At 68.6% G+C, this 20,646-nt stretch carries 12 protein-coding genes; 10 read left to right on the top strand and 2 right to left on the bottom strand.

The features are described from left to right. Positions 1-3: 3 nt before the first annotated feature. A complete protein-coding gene (locus CJ179_RS53495; RefSeq protein WP_257016195.1) occupies positions 4-822 on the bottom strand; it encodes a hypothetical protein in 819 nt (272 codons plus the stop codon). 319 nt (positions 823-1,141) lie between these two features. Further along, positions 1,142-1,456 (bottom strand): hypothetical protein, encoded by a 315-nt coding sequence (locus tag CJ179_RS45600; RefSeq protein WP_095865921.1) that lies wholly within the window; start codon positions 1,454-1,456, stop codon positions 1,142-1,144. Between CJ179_RS45600 and CJ179_RS45595 the strand changes: the two genes are divergently transcribed. The 10 genes from CJ179_RS45595 to CJ179_RS51090 all read left to right on the top strand — a co-directional run bounded on the left by CJ179_RS45595 (position 1,455) and on the right by CJ179_RS51090 (position 20,609). After that, positions 1,455-1,658 carry a calcium-binding protein gene (locus CJ179_RS45595; protein WP_244163753.1) on the top strand — a complete coding sequence of 68 codons (204 nt, stop codon included), beginning with the start codon at positions 1,455-1,457 and terminating at the stop codon, positions 1,656-1,658. The two genes, CJ179_RS45600 and CJ179_RS45595, sit on opposite strands and share 2 nt — an antisense overlap. A 531-nt stretch (positions 1,659-2,189) precedes the next feature. Beyond that, a complete protein-coding gene (locus tag CJ179_RS45590; protein ID WP_257016192.1) occupies positions 2,190-2,693 on the top strand; it encodes a hypothetical protein in 504 nt (167 codons plus the stop codon). Further along, on the top strand, positions 2,690-5,401 hold the full coding sequence (locus tag CJ179_RS45585; protein ID WP_095865821.1) for a vWA domain-containing protein: 2,712 nt from the start codon (positions 2,690-2,692) through the stop codon (positions 5,399-5,401). Before CJ179_RS45590 ends, CJ179_RS45585 begins: the two co-directional genes overlap by 4 nt. A 48-nt stretch (positions 5,402-5,449) precedes the next feature. Next, positions 5,450-9,025: a tubulin-like doman-containing protein gene (locus tag CJ179_RS45580; protein WP_095865820.1), complete on the top strand. Its 3,576-nt coding sequence runs from the start codon at positions 5,450-5,452 to the stop codon at positions 9,023-9,025. 1 nt (position 9,026) lies between these two features. Then, complete coding sequence (locus CJ179_RS45575) at positions 9,027-11,729, top strand: hypothetical protein (RefSeq protein WP_095865819.1); 2,703 nt, start codon at positions 9,027-9,029, stop codon at positions 11,727-11,729. Between the two features lie 38 nt (positions 11,730-11,767). After that, the gene (locus tag CJ179_RS45570; protein ID WP_095865818.1) at positions 11,768-13,750 is read left to right on the top strand and encodes a hypothetical protein; all 1,983 of its coding nucleotides are present in this window, start codon (positions 11,768-11,770) and stop codon (positions 13,748-13,750) included. Next, positions 13,747-16,491, top strand: a complete 2,745-nt coding sequence (locus tag CJ179_RS45565; RefSeq protein ID WP_095865817.1) for a hypothetical protein — start codon at positions 13,747-13,749, stop codon at positions 16,489-16,491. The genes CJ179_RS45570 and CJ179_RS45565 overlap by 4 nt, the downstream gene beginning before the upstream one ends. A gap of 28 nt (positions 16,492-16,519) precedes the next feature. Next, positions 16,520-17,530, top strand: coding sequence for a hypothetical protein (locus CJ179_RS45560; protein ID WP_095865816.1), 1,011 nt, complete (start codon positions 16,520-16,522; stop codon positions 17,528-17,530). Beyond that, positions 17,527-18,696: a hypothetical protein gene (locus tag CJ179_RS45555; RefSeq protein WP_095865815.1), complete on the top strand. Its 1,170-nt coding sequence runs from the start codon at positions 17,527-17,529 to the stop codon at positions 18,694-18,696. The genes CJ179_RS45560 and CJ179_RS45555 overlap by 4 nt, the downstream gene beginning before the upstream one ends. Further along, complete coding sequence (locus tag CJ179_RS51090; RefSeq protein WP_143549048.1) at positions 18,696-20,609, top strand: GIY-YIG nuclease family protein; 1,914 nt, start codon at positions 18,696-18,698, stop codon at positions 20,607-20,609. Before CJ179_RS45555 ends, CJ179_RS51090 begins: the two co-directional genes overlap by 1 nt. Positions 20,610-20,646: the final 37 nt, after the last annotated feature.

Raw genomic sequence — 20,646 nt, 5'->3', positions numbered from 1 at the left:
GCGTTACGTCGCCCAGCGATACCCGCACCCGCCGCAGATCCATTCAGGCACTGGATCAGTGACGACGCATCCCAACGGAACTGTCCACGGCGGTACCGGCTCGCCCGGATTCGGCATGCCGATCGACGCGGACCTAGTCTGCGATGCGCCGCATCGTGGACAGCTCGGATGGAAGGAGAAGCGGTAGTCGAGGAAGGTGGAAAATCCGCCCTCGGTCATCTCAGTCTGGCACCTGCAGCACAACACAGCCGGCCAGTCATGCGCCGGACCGTAATAATTCCACTGGTCGACGCCGTTCTCGGCCGTGTGGATGTGTACTCCCTCCCGCGCGGCACTGCCACGCAAGTCGATCGTCTCTCCGCAGGCGGTGCACTTGCCGGCCGACTTCAGCAGCACACGTGCCGCGGCGGCGGTGGTGTGTGACGCCTCGCCCTGTCGGGTGAACGGGTCGTCGAAGTTCGCCGAACATTTGATAAACGGAGTAGTCAATCGGCCGGCGACGTCGTCGTCGACTCGACCTGCGGCGGTGGGAACAGCGACGCCTGCACACGCCTCGAAGGCAGCGACAGACGGAAGTGTGGCGAGCGTCCACGACTCTGTGACGCCGATGGCGTCGAGTGACGACGGACCCGCGACCTCCATGCACAGGACAGTGCGCGGATCGGTGTCGAGAACGGTGATGAGCACGTCGCCGTTGCGAATGTGTTCGCCGATGAACCACGGGCGATAGGGCGACCTCGGTTCGAGATACGCGATCACAGCGTCCTTCCACGGGCGTCCTTCGACGATGAAGACTCGCTCTCTTGCGGTGTGCTCGGTCACGGCGTCATCATGCGCTGGGGGACCGACATAGCAGTGCAGACCGGCTCGGGGGAATTGGCTGTCGGTCGAACAGCGTATTGACTCGGATGCTTTGACGCGCAGTCGATTGCGAAACACCCCGGAGTTGGGTCGGCAACGCGTCCGAATTATGTGCCAGTCCGTGCCGTCTGGTAATAGTTTCAACCATCGCGCCGTCGGGGGTTGACGAATACAACTGGCGCGACCGCATTCACATTTTTCCGCCTGCGACCACCCACGGGCGAGAGTTTCGGGCAGACCGCCCGCATTTCCGAAAGGGCACTGCTGTGTCGATCGATGTTCAGTCCACCCAGGTCAGCACGAAGGCGGGAACCCGGGGGCTCGGGGTGCGACGGTCGGTGTTCTCCTCGATCGTCGGGGGTGTGGGAGTCGTCGTTGTGGCCGCCGGCCTTGTTGCCTGCGGCTCGGGCGAGTCGTCGTCGACGGCGTCGGTGACTACCACCACAACCGCAGCAGCCACGACCACGCGCCCGACGACGACGGTGCCCGTGACCACTCCGGTCGCGGTTGCGCCCGTGGTTCCGGTGCAGCCTGCGCCTGTGGCGCCGACCTCGAGCGCGCCTGTGCTGGTGCCGATGCCGGCTGTGGTCTGCATGAACCTGCAGACGGCACAGAACACGATCCAGGCGGCGGGGGTCTTCTTCTCGCGCAGTGCCGACGCGACCGGTGCGGGACGGAAGCAGGTGCTCGACTCGAACTGGGTCGTCGTGGGTCAGCAGCCGTCGCCCGGGGAATTGATCGGCGAGGGCGACGCGGTGCTGTCGGTGGTAAAGATCGGTGAGCCCAGCAATTGCTAGTCCACTGATGCCGGTACCGCTAGGGCCGAAAGTCCCTATTCGGCCGGGTGGTGTCGGTTGAACAGTGTATTGACCCGGTTTCGTTGGGGCGCAGTTTATTAGCTCAATCACCGTGGCGGGCGCGGATATGTGTGACGTCGGGTTTGTCTGGTATTAGTTTCAACTAACGTGCTCCGAGGTGGACGGTTGGCCGAGGGGCGGGGGTGTTGTCATTCGCTTGAATGAATCTCGGTCGCTCCGACGCGTTGATCGGGAAACGTGTCGGAGGCGGGGTGTAATTTCGGCAGCATAGTTCGACGTTCAAAGAAATGAGGGGGACGGGCGCGCGTGGTCGACGCCGCCGAATCTGATGTGGCCGCAGTGCCGCCTACTGGGCGACGCTGACGGCCGCGGTATCTGCGACTCGCTGTGCGGCTTATCGTTTCATCATCGCTCGTGTAACGCTCGTCGCAATGTCGCGATGGAATGTTCGATCACCACACCTGGTTCCCCGTGCGTCTGCGCCCTACCGCGAGAGAAATCCGTGCCTCGATGACCAACCCCTTCGACTTCAGCGATTACGAGACCTCTCGTGATCGCCCGTCCACCGACACGTCCTCGTCGTGGCCGGCTGCAGGCCAGTTCGGTTCGGTGTCCGCCGACCCCTTCGGATCTCAGCCCGCCGCGTTCGCTCCGACAGCGGCGGCGGAGCCTTTTGCTGCGGCGCCGAGTCCGCGGCCACGCGTCACGATTGCGCAGGGCGAGCCGCCCGTCATCTTGCTCGTGCTGGCCGGATTGGTGGCGGCAGCCGGGCTGGTTCTCGCGATTGTCCTCGGTTCGCTGACAACTCTTGCCGTCCTCGCGTGGGTGCTCGCCGGCCCGGTCGCGTTCGCACTGCTCGCCCGCTTCACCGTGCGCGACACGGTGCAGCGCGCGATGCCGGTGTACTCGAGGTCGAAGGGGGCTCAGCGGGGCTACTGGGTGGTTGTTGTCCTCGCGTTGGCGGGAATCGTGGCGAGCGCGTGGCACATTGCGGAATGGGCGGGTCGACTGTGAAGAAGGTAGCCGCCCTCGCGGCGATGATGCTCGTGCCGCTGCTGCTGGCGATCCCGACGGCATCCGCCGCCCCGACGACCGCTGCGGTCGGCGATTTCGGTGGATGCTTGGCCGCGCAGCAACAGGGCGACCTGCTGCTCATGGTCGATCAGTCCGGCAGCCTCCAGGGCTCCGACCCCGACGCGGCGCGCGTGTCCGCCGCCAACTACCTGCTCGAGCAACTCAACACGTTCGGTGGATCCGCGGGTGTGGAACTCAACGTGGCGATCGCCGGATTCTCCGAAAACTTCACCGTCCACGCACCGTGGACCCGGCTCGACAACGGTTCGCTGCCCGCCCTGCAGGGTGAGGTCGAGAGGTTCCGCACGCGCACGGACGGCATCGACACCGACTACTGGAACGCGCTCGACGGTGCCCGCCGCACGCTCGCGGAACGCGACGGCCAATCGGCGGCCAACCGCTGCCAGGCGGTGGCGTGGTTCTCCGACGGAAAACTCGACTTCACCGTCCGCGACGCCGAGAAGCCCTACGCGCAGGGAGTTTCCCTCGGCAGCGATCAGGGCGTTCAACAGGTGGTCGCGGCCGCCCGGGAATCGATCTGTCGCCCCGCCGGCATCGCCGATCAGCTGCGCTCGTCGGGAATCGTCACGTTCGCGGTGGGGCTCGCCGCGGGCACCGCACAGCCCAGCGACTTCGACCTGATGCGGTCGATCGCCACCGGCGGCGACGGGGCGTGCGGAAAGGCCACGTCATCGTCGCCCGGCGACTTCTACCTTGCCCAGAACATCGACGACCTGTTGTTCGCGTTCGACGCGTTCAGCACACCCGGTCAGGCGCCGATCGAGGGCGAGACCGGTGTCTGTGTCGTGAGTGTGTGCGAGGAGGCGCAGCACCGCTTCGTGCTCGACGACTCGATCAGCTCGGTCACCGTGCTCGGCTCGGCCGACGCGGAGGGACTGATCCCGACCCTGGTCGCTCCGAGCGGGGCGCAACTCCCACTCGACCGTGCCGGTGCCCCCACCACCGCAACACTGGACGGCGCCCAGGTGGCGTACCGGTGGATGTCGCCCCGATCGGTCAGCTTCACGATGACCAAATCCGACGATTCCGCCCAGTGGCAGGGCATGTGGGCCCTCGTGTTCGTCGACCCGGACGGCTCCAGCCCGCTGGCCCGGTCGAAGACGAACATCCACATCTCGGGCAACCTGTTCCCGGCCTGGCTCGGCATGGACACCTCGGCCGTCCACAGCGGGGAGAAGACGTCCGCCATCCGTCTGGGCATCGTCGACTCCGACCGGAACGAGATCGATCCCTCCGACCTGTTGGGTAGTGCTGCCCTGTCGGTGTCGCTGACCGACGCGGGGAACGTCGATCATCCGTTGGTCGAGCGGATTGCCAAGGAGCGCATCGGCGATCCCGTCGAACTCGATTTCACCGACGTTCCGCCGGGAGCGGCGACGCTGCGTCTCACGCTCGATGTGACGACGGCGGACGCCCGGTCCGCGTCCGGTGACGTCATCGCCCCGGGAACGGCGTTGACGCCGCAGTTCGTCGATGTCCCGCTCACGGTGTCGCCGCCGATCGGCTACCCCGTCGTCTCGTCGACGGTCGATTTCGGCACCGTCGAGGGCGCGGGGCAGTTCGCCGTGAGCGTCCCGATCACCGGCCCCGGTTGCGTGTGGTTCGACGGGGCCGCACCGGTCGCGCTCGATTCCGTGCCCGACGGCGTCGGTGCCGTCGGCGTCTCGGCTGGGTCGGCGCCGACCGCCGCGAACTGCCTCGAGATCGGCGAAGGTCAGCAGGCGAGTCTTCCCGTCGATCTGTCCGTTCCGGCCGCGGGCAACGGCTCCCTCAACGGGTCGATTCCGCTGATGATGTCCCCTCCCGGTGAGCCCGACCGCGCGCTGCCGATCAACGTCGCGTTCACCGCAGAACTGCAGAAGCCGCTCAACAGCGGGCGGTTCTGGCTCGTGTTCGTCCTGGTGCTGCTGTTCAGCATTGCTGTGCCGCCGCTCCTGCTCTACGGGGTCAAGTGGTGGACCGCCCGCATCCCGGCGAAGACCCTCAAGGCGATGCGCGTCGGTGTCACGATCGAGGGCGGGCAGGTTCTGCGGGACGGTGCCGAGTTCGGCATCCGGGAGAGCGACCTGAGTCAGCTCGTGCGCGGCCTGAACAAGCCCGCACGCAGCCTGGATGTCGAGGGCGTGGAGTTGCGCACGCGGATCGGTCTGTCGCCGTTCGGGCCCGGGTACGTCGTCGCACAGCAGCCCGGCCTCGTTGCGGCGTCCGGAGCCGATCCGTCGGTCGACCGGCGCACGGGTGGTGCGCGGCTTCCGCTGGCCATCCACAACAACTGGGTGGTGTTGCACGATCCGGACGGGCCGGCGAACCTGGCGACCGTACTGCTGCTCGTCGGCGCCGACGCGACGGACGACAGTAACCGCCGACTGGTCGCCGACCTGGTGCGCAAGGTGCCGGGCCGGGTGGCCGACCTGAGGGCCGCTCACCCCGGCGCGACCCCGTCCGCGACGCCGCCGAGCGCACCACAGCCGTCGGACCCCTTCGGTGCTCCCGCCCCGACGTTCGGTGCACCGCCCGCCTGGGACGCGGCCCCGACATTCGGTGGTGCGGCACAGAGCGGCGCTGCTGCCCCGGCCCGCTCGTCCGCCGGCGACCCCTTCGATCCGTTCCGGCCTCCCGGTTCCTGACCCGGATCGTCCTCGACTTCAAGCTCTCTCTTCTGTGAAAGGACCGTAATGAGGCGGTTTCTCGTAGTCGGTTGCGGTGGTTCCGGCGCTGTCACCCTCGCGTACATGATGGATCAGTTGCGCTCGGATCTCGCTGCGGTGGGCGTCGACCGGATCCCCGGCGGGTGGCAGTTCGTCAGCATCGACGTGCCGACGGCTCCCGAGGCGGGGCCGGACGGCCTCGACAACGTCCGCGATCAGGGCGGTTTCTACTTCGGCAGCGGCCCGCAGGGTGACTCGTACGCGGTGCTGGACAATGCGCTGACCAATCAGCTCACCGCGAAGCAGAGCCTCGACGAGATCGCCACCTGGGCGCCGCGTGACCCGTCGTCGGTGACGGTGCCGATCGGATCGGGTGCGGGCCAGTACCGCTCACTCGGCCGCATGATCACGCTGAGCAAGGCCGGCGGCATCCGCGACACCCTGCAGCGTGCGTGGGATCAGCTGTCGACGGTGGAGACGGCCAGCCAGATGTCTTCGCTCAACGTGCCCGGCGGCGGTTCCTTCGAGCAGGGGGAGTCGCCGATCGTGCTCGTGGTGTCGTCGATGGCCGGCGGCGCCGGTGCGTCCATGGCCCTCGACGTGTGCCGTCTGCTCACGCTCATCCCGGGACTCGACCCGCGGTTGATGGGTGTGTTCATGGTGGCCCCGGACATCTTCGACGGACTCGGCAAGAGCGCGACCACCGGTGTCCGCGCCAACGCGCTGGCGATGCTCGGCGAGATCGTCGCCAGCCAGCTCGGGTCGGCGCGCGAACACGACGTGGAGATCCTGCGCGCACTCGGCCAGCAGCACGGCGCGGGCGAGAAGGTTCCGTTCGCGCGGGTGTTCCCGGTGGGCCGCAAGGTCGGTGTGGAGGGCGCACCGTTCGGTGACGGATCCCAGAAGGCGATCTACCGCGGCTTGGCCCGCGGCCTCGCCGGGATGATGATGAGCGGCGCGGCCACCCGTCAGTTCGTGCAGTACGACCTCACCAACGGTGCGGGACTGCCGGGCCAGCGGGAGAACATCGGGTGGGGCGGTCAGTGGGACAACCTGCCGTGGGGAACCTACGGCTTCTCGAGCCTGAGCATGGGCCGCGACCGTTACGCCGAGTACTCGGCGCAGCGGCTGGCTCGCAGTGCCGTCGACCGGCTCCTCGACGGCCACCGTTCGTCGGGCAGCCCGGTGTCGGACGAGGATCAGGTCAACTCGATTCTCGACGGTCAGTGGAGCAGCCTGCTCGCGGCGATGGGACTCCCGATCGCGCACGCCGACGCGCGGGGCGCGCAGATGGGGGTGGGTGCCTGGCTCACGTCCGTGGTGCTGCCGTCCGGCGACGCCACCCGGATGGCCGGGCAGACGGTGGAACTCGAACTGCGCGGGCATCTTCCGTCGGGTTCCGGTCTGGTGGCGGGGCAGTGGGTCCCGGAGATCCGGCAGGCGCTGGGACGACGCAGGCAGGCCCTGACGAGTTCGGCCGAGCAGCACGCGGTCGCGCACGCGTACATGTGGCACAAGGGCCTGGTGGACCGGATCGAGGGGACGGTCGGCAGGTCGATCGCTCAGCTGGGTCTGCCGTACGCCACCGCACTGGTCAGCCGTCTGCTCACGTATTGCAAGGACTCTGTGCGGACGGGCGCCGAGGACCTGTCGCGGCGCGGACCGGAGGACATCACGGCGCAGACCGCCGACGCGACGCAGGTGCTCACCAACCTCAAGGGCAGCATCGAGAGTGACGCGGAGATCCTCGATCGGATCGTCGCCGACTGCCGTGACAACGTGTACCGCCAGCTGTATGCGTCGCTGTCCGGCAAGGTCGCCGAGGTGATCGCCGCGCTGGTGCCGGAGGTCCTGCAGCCGCTGCTCGACGCGTTGAACGAGGAGCAGACGGCGCTGCGCCGCGCCCGTAACAAGCCCGCCAGCGATGTCGGGCTCGCCCGGCTCGCGACGGACCAGTACGGCGCCTGGCCCGCCGACAAGGCCGATCGGGTGCCGAAGCGGTTCGCGGAAGCCAACAACGAGGTGATGCTCACCCCGTCGGCGGACTTCATGGATCAGTACCGCGGAGACCTGCCGCTTGCCGTCACGGCCTCCGAGACCGGGACGCCCCCGTTCGCCGCGGCGGTCGAGCAGGCCGTCGCGAGCGTCGTCACGGGACTGTGGACCACGGTCGACGGCACCCGCGCGCCGGGGGAGGACCACTCCCTCGTCGAGCGCACCGCGGCCTGGAGGTCGCGGGCGTTCCCGATCGACCCGAACACCCGTGAGGCGCTGGTGCCGTCGTCGGCGCGCTACGACGTGCACGTTCGTCCCGTCGAGTTGCTCGATCGGGCGCGGAAGTTCGTCGGCCGCACCGGAGAATCGTTCGACCGGTTCTGCCGGGTGTCGCTCCGCGAGTACATCGAGGACCACACCGTGCCCGCGTATGCGATCGAGGAGCGGCGGGACCGCCTGCAGCGCAAGTTCACCGAGGCGCTCTCGCTCGCGCGGCCGCTGGCCAGCGTCAACCAGCAGGCGCTCGAGGCGCTGCACCCGGGACAGCAGGTGGAGTACCGCTACAAGTTCACGTCGGTGCCGTTCCTCAACCTGCCGGTCGCGGACACGCTCTCGCAGGTACTGCAGAAGGACCCGATGATCGATCACGAGACGGAGGGCGAGTTCGCGCGGCTGCTGTCCGACGAGGACCGGCTCACCCGCATCGACATCTTCGGCTCGTACCCCAACTACTCCCCGCTGGCGTACGACTCCGTGCTCGGGCCCGCTGCCAAGCAGTGGGCGGATTCGACGCCGGCGCAGCAGGAGTCGTTCTGGAGGTGGCGCCGGTCGCGTCCGCTGGCCGCCTCGCTGCCGATGCACCGCGACGAACGCCGCGCGATGACCGCCGGGTGGTTCCTCGGGCTGGCGATCGGGCAGGTGCGGTTGCCCGCTGCCCCCTACGACGAACCGGTCCGGGTGTGGGACGCCGGCATCGGCGACTGGGTGGACTTCCCGAACCCGCTGCTCACGCCGCCGTCCCGGTTCACGGTGAGCAACGACTGGCTTCCCGCGGTGCTCGAATCGGTGTTGCTCGCGATGGCGCAGTCGCACGAGCCGCCGGTCATGCATTCGATGCTGCCCTACCGGGCGCTGCGCGCGGTCTACGACTCGTCCGCGGAAGACCCGGTCAGCGGCATCCACGAGGTGTCGGCGAAGGCGCGGCTCACCGACTGGCTGCGCACGGGTGTGCCGGTCACCGGCTGGCAGTCGCAGGTGGAGAACACCGGACCGGAATTCTCGGTCGCCGAGCGGGCCGGCAATGCCGTCGCCTGGCTGTCCAGGATCCGTGACCTCATCGGCGAGCACTACATGGAACCCGGGCAGGACGGGGCGCCCGGCGGTGGCGCACTGTCGGTGGTCGGGTTGCGGGAGCATGCGTCGCAGACACCGATCTTCCGGGACATCGCACCGGACGTGTATTGGGCGACGGGCGAATTGATCGGCCTCGTCGAGGAGTGCAAGGTCCGCGCGGAACGGCCGGAGCAACAGAACCACGCTCCGGTACTCGCCGCCGCACCGACCGCGATGGCGCATGCCCTCGTCCTTCCCGACGCCGGTCAGTTCTGACATGAGCGTGTTGACGGTGTTCCTGGCGGCGGACGGTCCGGCGCAGGGTGTGCGGGACGTGCTCCGAGACCTGTCCGCGGCCGGGCTGGTGTCGCCGTTCCTGTGGATCGACGACACCGCGGTGCTCGCCGACAGCACCCGACTGCGCGCGCGGGAAACCACGGCGGGGGCCGACACGGCGGTGGTCCTGCAGGACGTGCTGGCCTCGCGGCGCATCGACCGGGTGCGGATCTGTGTGCTGGTGGCCGGCACCGCGCAGGTCGATCCGGAGTCGGTGCGGTTCGTCTCCGAGCTGCTCACGTCCAATTCCGGGGGAGCGCGGTCCAGCCGGCTGCGACTGCTGGTGCGCCGCCCCGGGGACGCGGACCCGGGCGTCACCACCCTTGCCGGCTGGCACAATCTGCTCATCGCCCCCGAGGACTCGCGCGGCCCGGGCATGGGACACGAATCGCTGGCGCCGACAGCCGATCCCCTCGCCGTCGGGCGGCACGCCGCCCCGGTGATCGCGGGTGTGACCGGGCTGTGGAAGGACGCGCAGCACGCCCCGTTCGACGACGAACCCGTGCTCCCCGGCAACGCGCTGCGGGTGGTCCGGTCCTACTACCGGCGCCTGGACACCGCCCGCGCCGAGCACGATCTCCGCTCGGAGCTTCTCGACTTCGGCGGGCTGATGCCGCTGCCGCACGACGCCGGCACCAACGTGCTGTATGCCGACGACGTCGCGGCGGCGACGTCGACGATGGCTCGCGCGTTGTGGCGCAAGCACAGTGCCCTGCTCAGCGGTGAACGCGCGGAGGCACCGGGTGCGGTCGAGCCGCGCACCATCCGGTTCGTGCAGGCCCTGCGGATGTTCTTCTCCTTCCTGTTCGCGGTGCTGCGGAACGCGCCGGCCCAGTGGGTCGCGCGGGTGGCCAACCGGGCGTCGGCGTCGGTGGCGTCGGCTACCCAGACCACCCTGTTCGGATCCACCCGGGGTGCCTACCGCGTCGTCGTCGGCGGTGTCGACGCGGACGGGCACAAGGTGGCGTGGACCGACTACGAGGCGGCGTCCAAGCAGATCGGCGCGATGCTCGACGCGGCCGGCGCCACCCCGCAACCGGTGACCCCGGACCTGTCGGCGCTGTGGCGCGACTACGCCCGTGCCGCCCTCACCCTGTCGGACGCCAGTGAGCGGTCCGCGGGGCTGCCGCCGGTGCAGGTGGGCGCCCACCGGGCGATCCTGCGGACGGCGTCGGACGTGGTTCCCGGCCCGGGTGACCGGTTCACGGACATTCCCGGCATGGTGTCGGCCACGCTGAGCCTGCACGCTGTGGAACCGGCGGACATTCTGGGGGTCACGGAAACCCGGGATCGTCTGCGGGAATTGGAGCAGGACCCGACGATCGGTCTCGACGCCCGGCGGACGAGTTCCGCCCTCGGTGTGTGGTGGAGCCGGAAGCAGCGCAGTTTCGCGGTGTCGTTCGGGTCGATCCTGACGAGCCGCCTCGACGCCACCGTCAACGAGTCCCGGGTGCTGCTCGAGCGCCTCGACAACGCGGAGCAGCGTCAGAACCTCGCGGAGGCCTGCGCGGAGCAGCAGGCGCACATGTTCCGTCGCGTGCGGATCGCGACCGTGGTCTTCCTCCTGCTCGCCGTCGCCGCCGGAGTGTGCGCGTGGCGCGAGATCATCTCCTGGTGGTGGGGTGGCCCGGCGATCGCCGTGTGCGTGCTGGCGTGGGCCGCGGTGGTGGCGATCGTGTGCCAGCGCACCCAGCAATTTCTCGAACGGCTGCTGGTCGAGCGTGACGCTGCCGCGCGGGCCGATGCCGCGGATCGGGCCAATCTGCGTGTCGCACTGCGGGAGATCGAGCACCTCACCGGGGCCTACCGGCAGTTCCTGTCGTGGAGCCGCGCGCTCGGTGCGTTCCTCGCCGAGCCGCTCGGTGCCAGTGAGCAGACTCGGACGACGTCCCGGACCGTGGGGTGGGGGTTGCCCCGGCACACCGCGATCGCGTCCGGGACGCCCAGCACCGGGCAGGTGGAGCGGGTGGCCGAGGCGTTGCGCCGTGACCTGTTCACGGTCGGCTGGCTGACCGACCCCTGGGACACGGTGCTCGGTTCGGCAGGTGCCGCGCTCGGCTCGGCGGGCCACGACATCGACCGGGACCCGGGGCTGCTGGCCGCGAAGCCCGGTGCCGGTTCCGGTTCGGCGCTGGACGAGTGGTCGCTTCGCTTCGATCAGGGCAAGATCCGCGCGACCGGTGCCGCCGTGCTGTGGCAGCGGGCACTCGCCGAATTGACGGGAACTCGAGAAGAACTCGCCCACGGCCTGCTCGAGACGGTCGAGTACTTCGACGAGGGAGCGCCAAGGCGGGTCGGGGTCGACGAGTTCGTCGCCGGCATCGGCACGAGCTCGGACGGGATCGGGTTCTTCGACCGGTCGATCTTCAGTGACACGGCGTCGACCAAGGGGCTCTCCGCGGTGTCGGGTGAGACGGTGACCCGCGTGCGCGTCGGCTGCGGGCTCGTGGCCGTCACGACCCAGTACACCGACGGACTGTCGGACGAAGATCTGCGCGCGACCCACGTTCGTGGCGCCGATCCGGTGGAGATGCAGCAGATCCCCGAGTTCGAATTGCGTCCGGCCAGGCAGACGTCGACCGCCCACGACAGTGCCGTGAGAACCGCATTCGTCGTCCCGGTCGTCGACGGCCTCAACTTCTGAAAGCGAGTGGAACCGTGACCGAGGTTGCCTCCCCAGCAGTGTCCGATGGTGCCCTCGCGGCATTGCAGCAGTGGCGACAGCAGCAGATCGTGGACGGCAGGCTGCGCCCCGGCGTCGTCAAGGACACGCATCTGCAGCAGATCCTCCGATCGAACCGGCGCACCGCCGAGGAGATCGAACCGATGCTGCCCCGGCAGGCGAAGCCGTTCGTCGACGACGTCGTCGCCGTGCTGACGTCGGCACCGGCCCCGGCGACCACCCGCGCATCCGAACCGGCCGCACCCGCCGCACCGACGCCGGTCACCGAACCCGCACCGGGCAGCGAGCACGTGGTGTCGCTCCGCACCGAGGACTTCTGCGAATTCCTGCACGCCGACTCGGATCACCCCGTCGGCGCAGTGACGATCAGCACCGAACCCACCGGCGGGCACCTGCTCGAGTGGGAGCCGATGCAGGCGCAGGCGGGGCAGACCGTGCTCTACCGGGTCGTATCCGGTGAGAACCATCGCGCCTACAAGCCGGAGGCGGGCCGACTCGTCGGTGTCACCCGGGGCACACTCCTCGTCGACACCGAACCCCCGGCCGCCGCGGTGCGGCACCTGCAGATCTGGTGCCACGTCGGACGCGACGAGCGGGACGCCGTCCGACGGCAACCCGTTCTCATCGCGGAAGGCCACATCCTCAGTCCGGTCACCGATGTCGTCGTGATGGAGGACGAGGGAGCCGTCATCGGGCAGTGGAGTGCGTGGCCCACCGTCAGCACCGTGCGCGTGCTGCGCATCCCACTGGACGGCAGCGTCCGCGTCGACAACGACCAGCGGCACCGCATCCTCGCGGACCAGGCCAATCTCGGTGGGTTCGTCGATCGCGATGCCCGCCGCGGGCAGCGCTACCTCTACCGCGCGATCTGCGAGGTGGAGGTGGACGGGCACACCCGGCTGTCGGCGGTCGCGCAGGCTGAGATCGCGGTGTCGGCGGTGCTCGAGGAGGTCGAGGATCTGCACGTCACCACGCACGGCGACAGCGACAACCTGCGGTTCGATCTGCAGTGGACGCCACCCGGCATCGGCGCCGTGATGCTGTACCGCACGGAGTCGGCGCCGCGGGCCGGTCTCGACGGCGCGGTGCTCGCCGCGGACGCACTGGAGCTGTCGGGTGGACTGCCCGGTTCCGCGCGGCTGGTGCACCCGGCCGTCGCGGGCGAGGACGGCACGCACCGGATGACGGATGTGTCGTGGCCGCGGGGCTGGGTGCGCGCGTATTTCACCCCGGTGACGGCGCTCGACGGGCAGGTTCAGGTGGGGCGCACGTTCATCGCGACGCGTCCGCTGCCGCCGCTGCGGGACGTCCGGATCGTCGAACGCTGCTCCGAGCAGGTGCTCACGTTCCCGTGGCCCGAGGGTGCGGCGTCGGTGTCCGTCTACCTCAGTGCGCCGGAGATTTCCGCCGAGCACGCCATCGAGCAGCGGCCGATGGCCGAGATCTCCCGCTCGACGTACGACCGGGACGGCGGACTGCATCTGCCCGAACCGCTGCCCCCGCGTGGATGTTCCGTCCACGTCGTCCCCGTCGCCTACACGGCGGGTGAACGCATCGTCGGGATCCCGGCCACCGTCGAGTACCCGGGTCTGCTGCGCATCGAGTACCGGCTGGAGACGAAGCGGTCGCCGACCGGGAACGCCGCGACTGCCGTCATCCGGCTCGCATCCGAGCTGGAGTTGCCGACGGCACCGCCGTTCGTCGTCGTGTTCAACGCCGGGCGGTTGCCGCTCAGCGCCCGCGACGGCGAGCCCCTCGAGGTCCGCGGTGACGGCCAGACCACGGCCGGGGCCCGCAGTTTCCACCCGCGCGGTCTGCGCAAGGAATTCGGGCAGCCCTGGACGGCCGACGTTTCCGGCAGGGTGGGATTCCTGCGCGTCTTCGCCGATGTGCGGCCGGAGACCAACCGGACCCTCGCGTTGATCGATCCGCCGGTCGATCAGCTGCGCCTGCTCGACGTTCCGCCCGGACCGGTGGAATGAGCGCACCGCAGCAGACACCCGGACCGCCGCGGTTCGGTCAACTCACCTACACGTCGTTCGACGCCCCCGACCGGGGCCGGGCGGGCGGCGGCTGGCAGGTCAAGGGCGTCAGCGACGGCGTCAGCGCTGCGGAACAGGAATTCATGCGCGCCGGCGTCGCGACCCGATTCGACTCCCCGCAGGCGCTCCCGCAGTTCCCCACACCGGCCGACATCGCGGCCCGACCGCGGCGCCTGGTGTATGCGCCGACCGAGACCGGCGGCTGTTACTGGCACACGGTGCCCGCCGGCGCCGACGCGTCGGGGCGGCCCGGCAACGTCTTCGCGCACGTCGTCGTCGACCGCGCCCCGGACACGTCCGTCCGGCCCGTCGAACGGTGGGGTTCACCCGACTGGCTCGCACCGTACGGTGCGGACGCGGTCGCGGCCGCCGAACTCCCGGGCAGCGCGCCGGCGGCGGCCGGAATGATCGATCGCGCAGCAGTTCTGGACTTCCTGCTCGATCCCGGAACGTGGCGCGTCGGTGTGCTGGGTCTGCTGCTGGACGCGGTCGACCAGGCGATGCACGGCGGTCCGCGTGTCGTGCTGGGGTGCGCCGACGCGGAGCACGCGGCCCGGTGGATCGGCGCGGTCTCGCATTTCATGTCGCCCGGTGCGGCACAGACATTCGGCTGGTCGACCTTCGACCGCAGCTCGACCGTCGTCGACACCCTGTCCCGGGGCGTGCATTTGGCCTGTGTGCCGGCGCGTGACGCCGTGGACGCTGTGGACGGCTGCGTCGTCCTCAATGAGACGGATACCCCCGACCTCGGCGAATGGGGCGGGGAACCGCACCGGACGGCGACGGGGCAGCTGGTGCCGGTCACGGCGTGGTCGGTGCTCGCGCAGACCGTGCTCGTCGATCCCGGCAGCGCCCGACGGGCACTCGACCACCAGGACACCCTGGCCACCGCCGTGGGCGACCGCGACCTTGCCGGTGCCTGGCCGCTCGCGATGGCCGTGCTCACGAACCCCGAACTGCACGACGCCCTGCCCGAGGCCACGGCCGTGGTGCTCGCGCAGTCGCCGGACACGCTGTCCGCGTTCCCCGACGAGCTGGCGGTCGTCGCGCACGTGGTGGACGAACACCTGCCCGGAAACATGGCCGAGGCGTGGCGGGTGGTCGCGGACTGGCAGCACGGCGGCCGACCGGCACCGGTGGTGTGGGATGTGGCCGGACGGGTTCTCACGTATCGGGCCCTCGCCGACCGTGATTGGATCCGAGCCTCCGGACCGGCCGAGTTCGCCCTGTTCGAGACGTGGCCTCATACGGAGGATCTCGAGCGGGCAGCCGAGAAGGCGCTGTCGGCGCTCGTGAGCAGCCGGGGGGCCGATCTCGCTGCCGCCGCGCACGATGCCGTGAATACACTCGACCTGCTCCTGCACGCACACCTTCTCGGCGACTCCGGGCACGACCTCGCCACCGACCTGCTCGACCGCGTCGTCGTCCCGGTGCTGTGCGATCACGAGGCGGGCCCCGCGCTGGTCGCCGGGCTCGGCGCCGTCGGAACCGACACCTGCCGTCTGCTGCAGTCGGCCGTGGTCGGTCATCCGGTGTTCGCCGGGCGCCCGCTCGGCACCCGGCTCGCGCCCGACGTTCTGCGCTGGCTCGTCGACGAGGTGCGCGTACCGACCGCCGAGGAACTGACCGCGGCGCCGTCACGCTGCGCCGAACCGCTGTGCGCCATCGTCGCCGACGCGGTGTTCTCGGTGGTCAAGAGCGGCACCGCGGTGCACAAGAAGGCATGGGAAGGCTACGCGCCGCTGGCCCTGTGGTGGGCGATCTACGAAGCGAGCGCGGGTGGCTGGGCGCCGAGCGACGTCGATGCGCTCGTCGACGCCTACGCCTGGACGGTCGCGCAGTGGTGCGAACTCGTCGGCGCTTTCCCCGATCACGTCGCACCGCGATTCCTGCTGCCGGTTCTCGTGCTCGAGCCGTGGGGACCCGAGGTGGAGATGATTGTCAAGCACATCGACGCGAACCGCGGCGGCGCCCAGGCGGACTGCGGTGCCGCGCACCCCGTCGACGCGCTGGCGGTGTCGTGGGCGCTCATCCGGGCGCAGGATCAGTGGGACCGGATCGACGATCCGAGGCTCCGGCGAGCGCTGGAACGGCACGGCTGGCCGGTACTCAAGGACTACGGCGAGGCCTGTCCGGCGCAGCTTCCGCCGGATCTCCTCGTCCGCCTCGCCGTGGTCGCGGTCGCCGGGTTCCAGTTCTTCCCGCCGCACAACGGCACCTACATGCCGACGATGCCCGCGAGTCACGTCGACGCGTTGGCCCGTGCGGTGGATCAGGACTCGGATTTCGCGGTCACCGCCCTGGTGGATCTGGTGCGCAGCGGTGCCCTCAACGAGCACTGGGTGATCCGGTCGGCGGTGCTCAGCTCGCCGGCGGCCCCGCACATCGAATCCGTGCTGAACCGCGACGACCTGCTCTGCCGACTCCAGGTCGGGCCGGCGCAGGCACGACGGTCGCTGCTCGAGCAGGTCGCGGCGATCGTCATGGGTGACGGTGACTACCGCGGTCCCGTCGGCACATTCGAGGTGTCGGCGTCGCTGCGCGCCGAGATGCGGGAACGCCACGACGTCGCCGATCGATTCCGCGCCGGGGACGCCTACGCGCGGTTCGCGTCCAGTTGGCTCGAGGACGTCGAATCAGGATTCGTGCTGCTCGCTCACGAACGGTCGGGTCGGCGATGAGCGCGACGACAGTACGCATGCGCAACGCATGCAGGGGAAAGGGATCGAACTGATGTCGGGATATGTGCTGAACGGTGCGGGCCGCGTCGAACTGCCCAATCGGCCGCTCGCGGTCACCGTCGACGCGGTTACCACGACCGTCGCGGTGCGCGCCACGCTGCCCGACGGCAGGCCGGCCGAACCGGCGCTGTATCCACGGGTGGGGTTGCTGATCCTGCCGCGGGTCGACTCCGAGATCGTGGTCGTGGCCCGGCCGGACGGTGAGAGCGCCGCGTTCCCGGACGGGACGGTGCTGCAGGTGACGATCGGCGTCGACAGCAGTCGCGACCTCGACTCCGAGCGCGCCGAGCTGACCCCCGTCGACGTGTCGGGGCTGCATCAGGTGGAGTTGGCGACGATCGCCCCGGCGGGGCCGAGGGTCGCGATCACCGCCCGCCGCACCGCCGTCGACGTCTCCCTCACCGACGTGGGTTCCCGTGCCCGATCGGCCGCGCGCAGCGCCCTCGCGCTCGACCGTTTGCCCGAACCGCGCCGATTCGACGTGGAGGTCGACGTCGACACCACCATGTCGATGCTCGCGCGCATCGACGACGGCAGCATCCGCACGGTGATCGACGTCCTCTCCGGGGTCGCGGCGGTGGTGGGCGCCCGCGAAGAGCTGGCCGTCCGGCTGATCGGCCATGCGGTGACGACCCTGCCCGTCACCGAACTGCGGGACGTCGCGAATCAGGTTCAGGCCGAGCTCGACTCGGCCGCGCTCGGAATGGGATTCCGCTCGGCGGCCGTCGACCGGAGTGAGCGCGACACCCGCACCCTGGCGTTCACGGTGACCGACGCCGTGCCCGCCGACTGGGACGGTGGGTGCTCCGACACCGTGATCCGCCACCTCGTGCTCGTCGGGGATACGGCCGAGGGTGGGCCCGGTGTCACCGTGGTGCCGTCGAGTGCGGCGCCCGAGCTGTCGAGTCTGTCTGTAGTGGTGACCTCGCTTCTGGCCGATGTGTCGGCGAGCTTGTTTTCGGAAGGCGTACGACAATGACGAAGTGCCCGCGGTGTTTCACCGCCCTGACCAGTGACCGGTATGCGTGGACGGCTGTTGCCCCGACGGAGGTCGAGGTCGACGACGTCGCCACCAAATACCACGGCAGCCAGGTGCGGTCGGGGAAGATCTTCGAACTCCAGCGCCCGGCCGACGCCGGCGACGAGTGGGCCCCCGAGGACGACTACGCGACGGGCAAGGCCGGCGGGCCCGCCGTGGAGGTGTGCCCGCAGTGCCACTACAGGCTGCCCATCGGCTGGCGTGAAGGGCGGGCGGCGTGCATCGCGATGGCCGGTGCCCGGGCCACCGGAAAGACCGTCTACATCGCGGCTTTGGTGAAGACCCTGCAACTGCTGGGGGAGCGGCTGAACCGGGTGGTGGAACCTGCCACCGGTGAGACCGAGGTGAACTTCCGCGAGCACTACGAGCGGCCGCTGTTCGAGGAGCGGGGCATTCTCGAGTCGACCCCGGCGTCGCACACGGGTAACCCATATCAGCGGGAGCCGCTGATCTTCAGCCTCGGCCCGGGCCTGCGGGACGACACCCGGCAGTACCTCGTGATCCGGGATGTGGCGGGGGAGGACCTCGAGAACCCCGGTAACGTGGATACGACGCACATGCAGTTCTTCGCGCAGGCCGACGGTGTGGTGTTCATGTTCGATCCGCTGAAGGTCGAATCGGTGCGGCAGCAGCTGCACGACCTGGTGCCGGCGCAGGAGCGGGTGGGTGGCGACCCACGGTCCGTGCTGCGGACGGTGCTGTCGATCATCGGAGCCGGGACCCCGAACCTGGCAGTGGTGCTCTCGAAGTTCGATGCGCTGCAAGCACTCGAGCGTGTGGAGGGCAGCGACTGGAGCGAGATCATGTCGCAGCGGGGCGCGGCCTTCCTGCGCGACCCGAGCCTGCAGCGCGCGCCGTACCACGAGGTGGACGGGCAGCTGCTGCACGAGGAAGTCCGCAGCCTGCTCGACAAACTCGAGGCGCGGTCGATGGTGATGTCGGTGGACCAGCCGGCCACCGGCAACGCCCTGCCGAGCCGGTTCTTCGCCGTCTCGGCGCTCGGCGAATCGCCGGTCGGAGATCGACTCCACGACAGCGGAATCTCACCCTTCCGATGCCTCGACCCCGTGCGCTGGATCCTCACGCAGCGGGGGGTGTGGGTGTAATGGCGAAATCCGATATCGATAATGCGACTGAAGTCGCCCTTCTATTTCACGACGGACCAGAAGAACTTGGCGATTTCATGGTCGCCGCCTTCTCGGCGGGTTGGTCGTTGGGAGCGAGCCTGCAGATGCAGGACGGGCAACTTACCCTTCAGATTCGGGCACAAGCACCTTCCACGCGTTTGGATGATGTGCACGTCGCCGCTGTTTTCGAGGGCGGCAGTTGGCGCGTAGACGATCTGGCAACTGGTTTGGTATCCAAGTTGGGAAACGTCGAGCCTAAAGGTCTCGATCCACTTCTTGAGGCAGTCTTTAAATGTGTACCAGCATATTTGGTTCCGAGTTCGACAGAAGTGGCCGGGAAATTCATCGATCTAAGTGCTCGGGTTTCGGATAAGTCGCTACTTGACGGGCTCTGTGATCAGATCCAGGAACCGTGTGGCCTCTACCTATGGGCACTAGGAATGGGGTGGCAGGTCTCCGTTACCCACGAAGTTGAGAATGGCCTTCCGAAAGTCCACGTGGGGGCAGGTCACCCACGGGCGATTGACGAACGCCTCCTCCTGTCTCCAGCGGCAGGGGCGCACCCTCTGGTCCCTGGGACAATCGCAGGTTCCTGGTTGTTGCACAACGGTGAGTGGGCACCCGATCCCGAAGCAACAGGATTCGTGGACACAACGGGCGGTGTCGACAGTCAAGACCTTGAAGAAATTATGTGGGCGTTGGCCGTAGGTGCCCCGGACTGTGCGCTGGACTCGTCGGCGACCGCACTGAGCCGGCATTCAGAGGGCGCGGCGATTCCTCCGTCGAGTCTCCCCGCCACCCCAATGTGTGCGGAAGAGCAGCCTGCCGCTGAGGTCGTCAGCGCCCGGCTACGAAAGGTGGCCGACTGGGCGAGGGAGAACGGCTTCTCGGAGGCGTTAACGCCCACGCGTTCGGCTGTGACTCGATATCTCCAGGATTCCGGCTACGGAACGGTGGGTTTCTACGTGCTGGAGTTCACGGATGGGCAATGTTATGTCGGCGAGTCGATTGATCTGCCGAGTCGAATCGATCAGCATCGCGGGCGCTACACAGATCTGCAGGGAATTCGTTTGCGCCCGGATGACTCCCCGCGCAGAGTTCCCGACGTCAAGCGCCACTTGAGGCTCCAAGAGCGAGCCTTTATCCACGGAGCACAGCAGGCGGGACTATACGCTCGCAACATCAACGAGATGGCGACAATGATCGGTGCAAGTAAGCATCTCGATGAGATCGTTTCACCTGCCGAGCAAGAGAAATGGCTGAGCGCGCCCGACAGCACGAATGCTTCGGATTCGGCTGAGCGTCACGCGTATTCCGAAGAGCGCCTCGCCAGCTCCACTGTCAGTTTCCGGCAATTCGTCACTCGGCCCGATGCAGATCAAATTGCTCGCATTCTTGGTCAGTACCTCGCGCGTTGCGTGCCGTACCCGGCGCGGACTGAATATCATTCGTGGGTGATGAGCTGCTTGACGAAGCCTGGCAAGAAGCGGGGCCGGCTTTCGTGCATCTCCATTGCGATGACCGAGACATTGACTCTGATGTTTGAGGACGGCCGTAGTGGCTTCAGAGGAAAGATCCAGGTAAACGATGCGGAGTTGTTTCCGACGGAGTTTTCCGAGGTCGCGTTCTTTCGGAGGCATCCTTCCATCCGCATCGGCGAGGCCGACTATCAAGAGTCTGGTCCGGGGCAAAGCTTCCTGCACGCCTACAGCCTGGACGATCTCGAACGGCTCCTCGACGATGTCGCGGTGACGCGCGCCGCCGCGACCACCGCGCTGCACATCATGCGTAAGCGCCCATGCATGCACCGTAAGGTGCACTCACCACAGCTCACAGAGGCTGCGTTTCAGTATGTACCGTCGACGGCAGTGAGCTCAGCACTTACCCACTAGGGTCCATACCGTGTCGTTGCCAGAAGATTGAGGTGTC

This window comes from Rhodococcus sp. ACS1, assembly GCF_002300155.1.
Classification (GTDB): domain Bacteria; phylum Actinomycetota; class Actinomycetes; order Mycobacteriales; family Mycobacteriaceae; genus Rhodococcus_F; species Rhodococcus_F koreensis.
The sequence above is the reverse complement of the archived record's forward strand: the minus strand, read 5'-3'. Positions and strand labels throughout refer to the sequence as shown.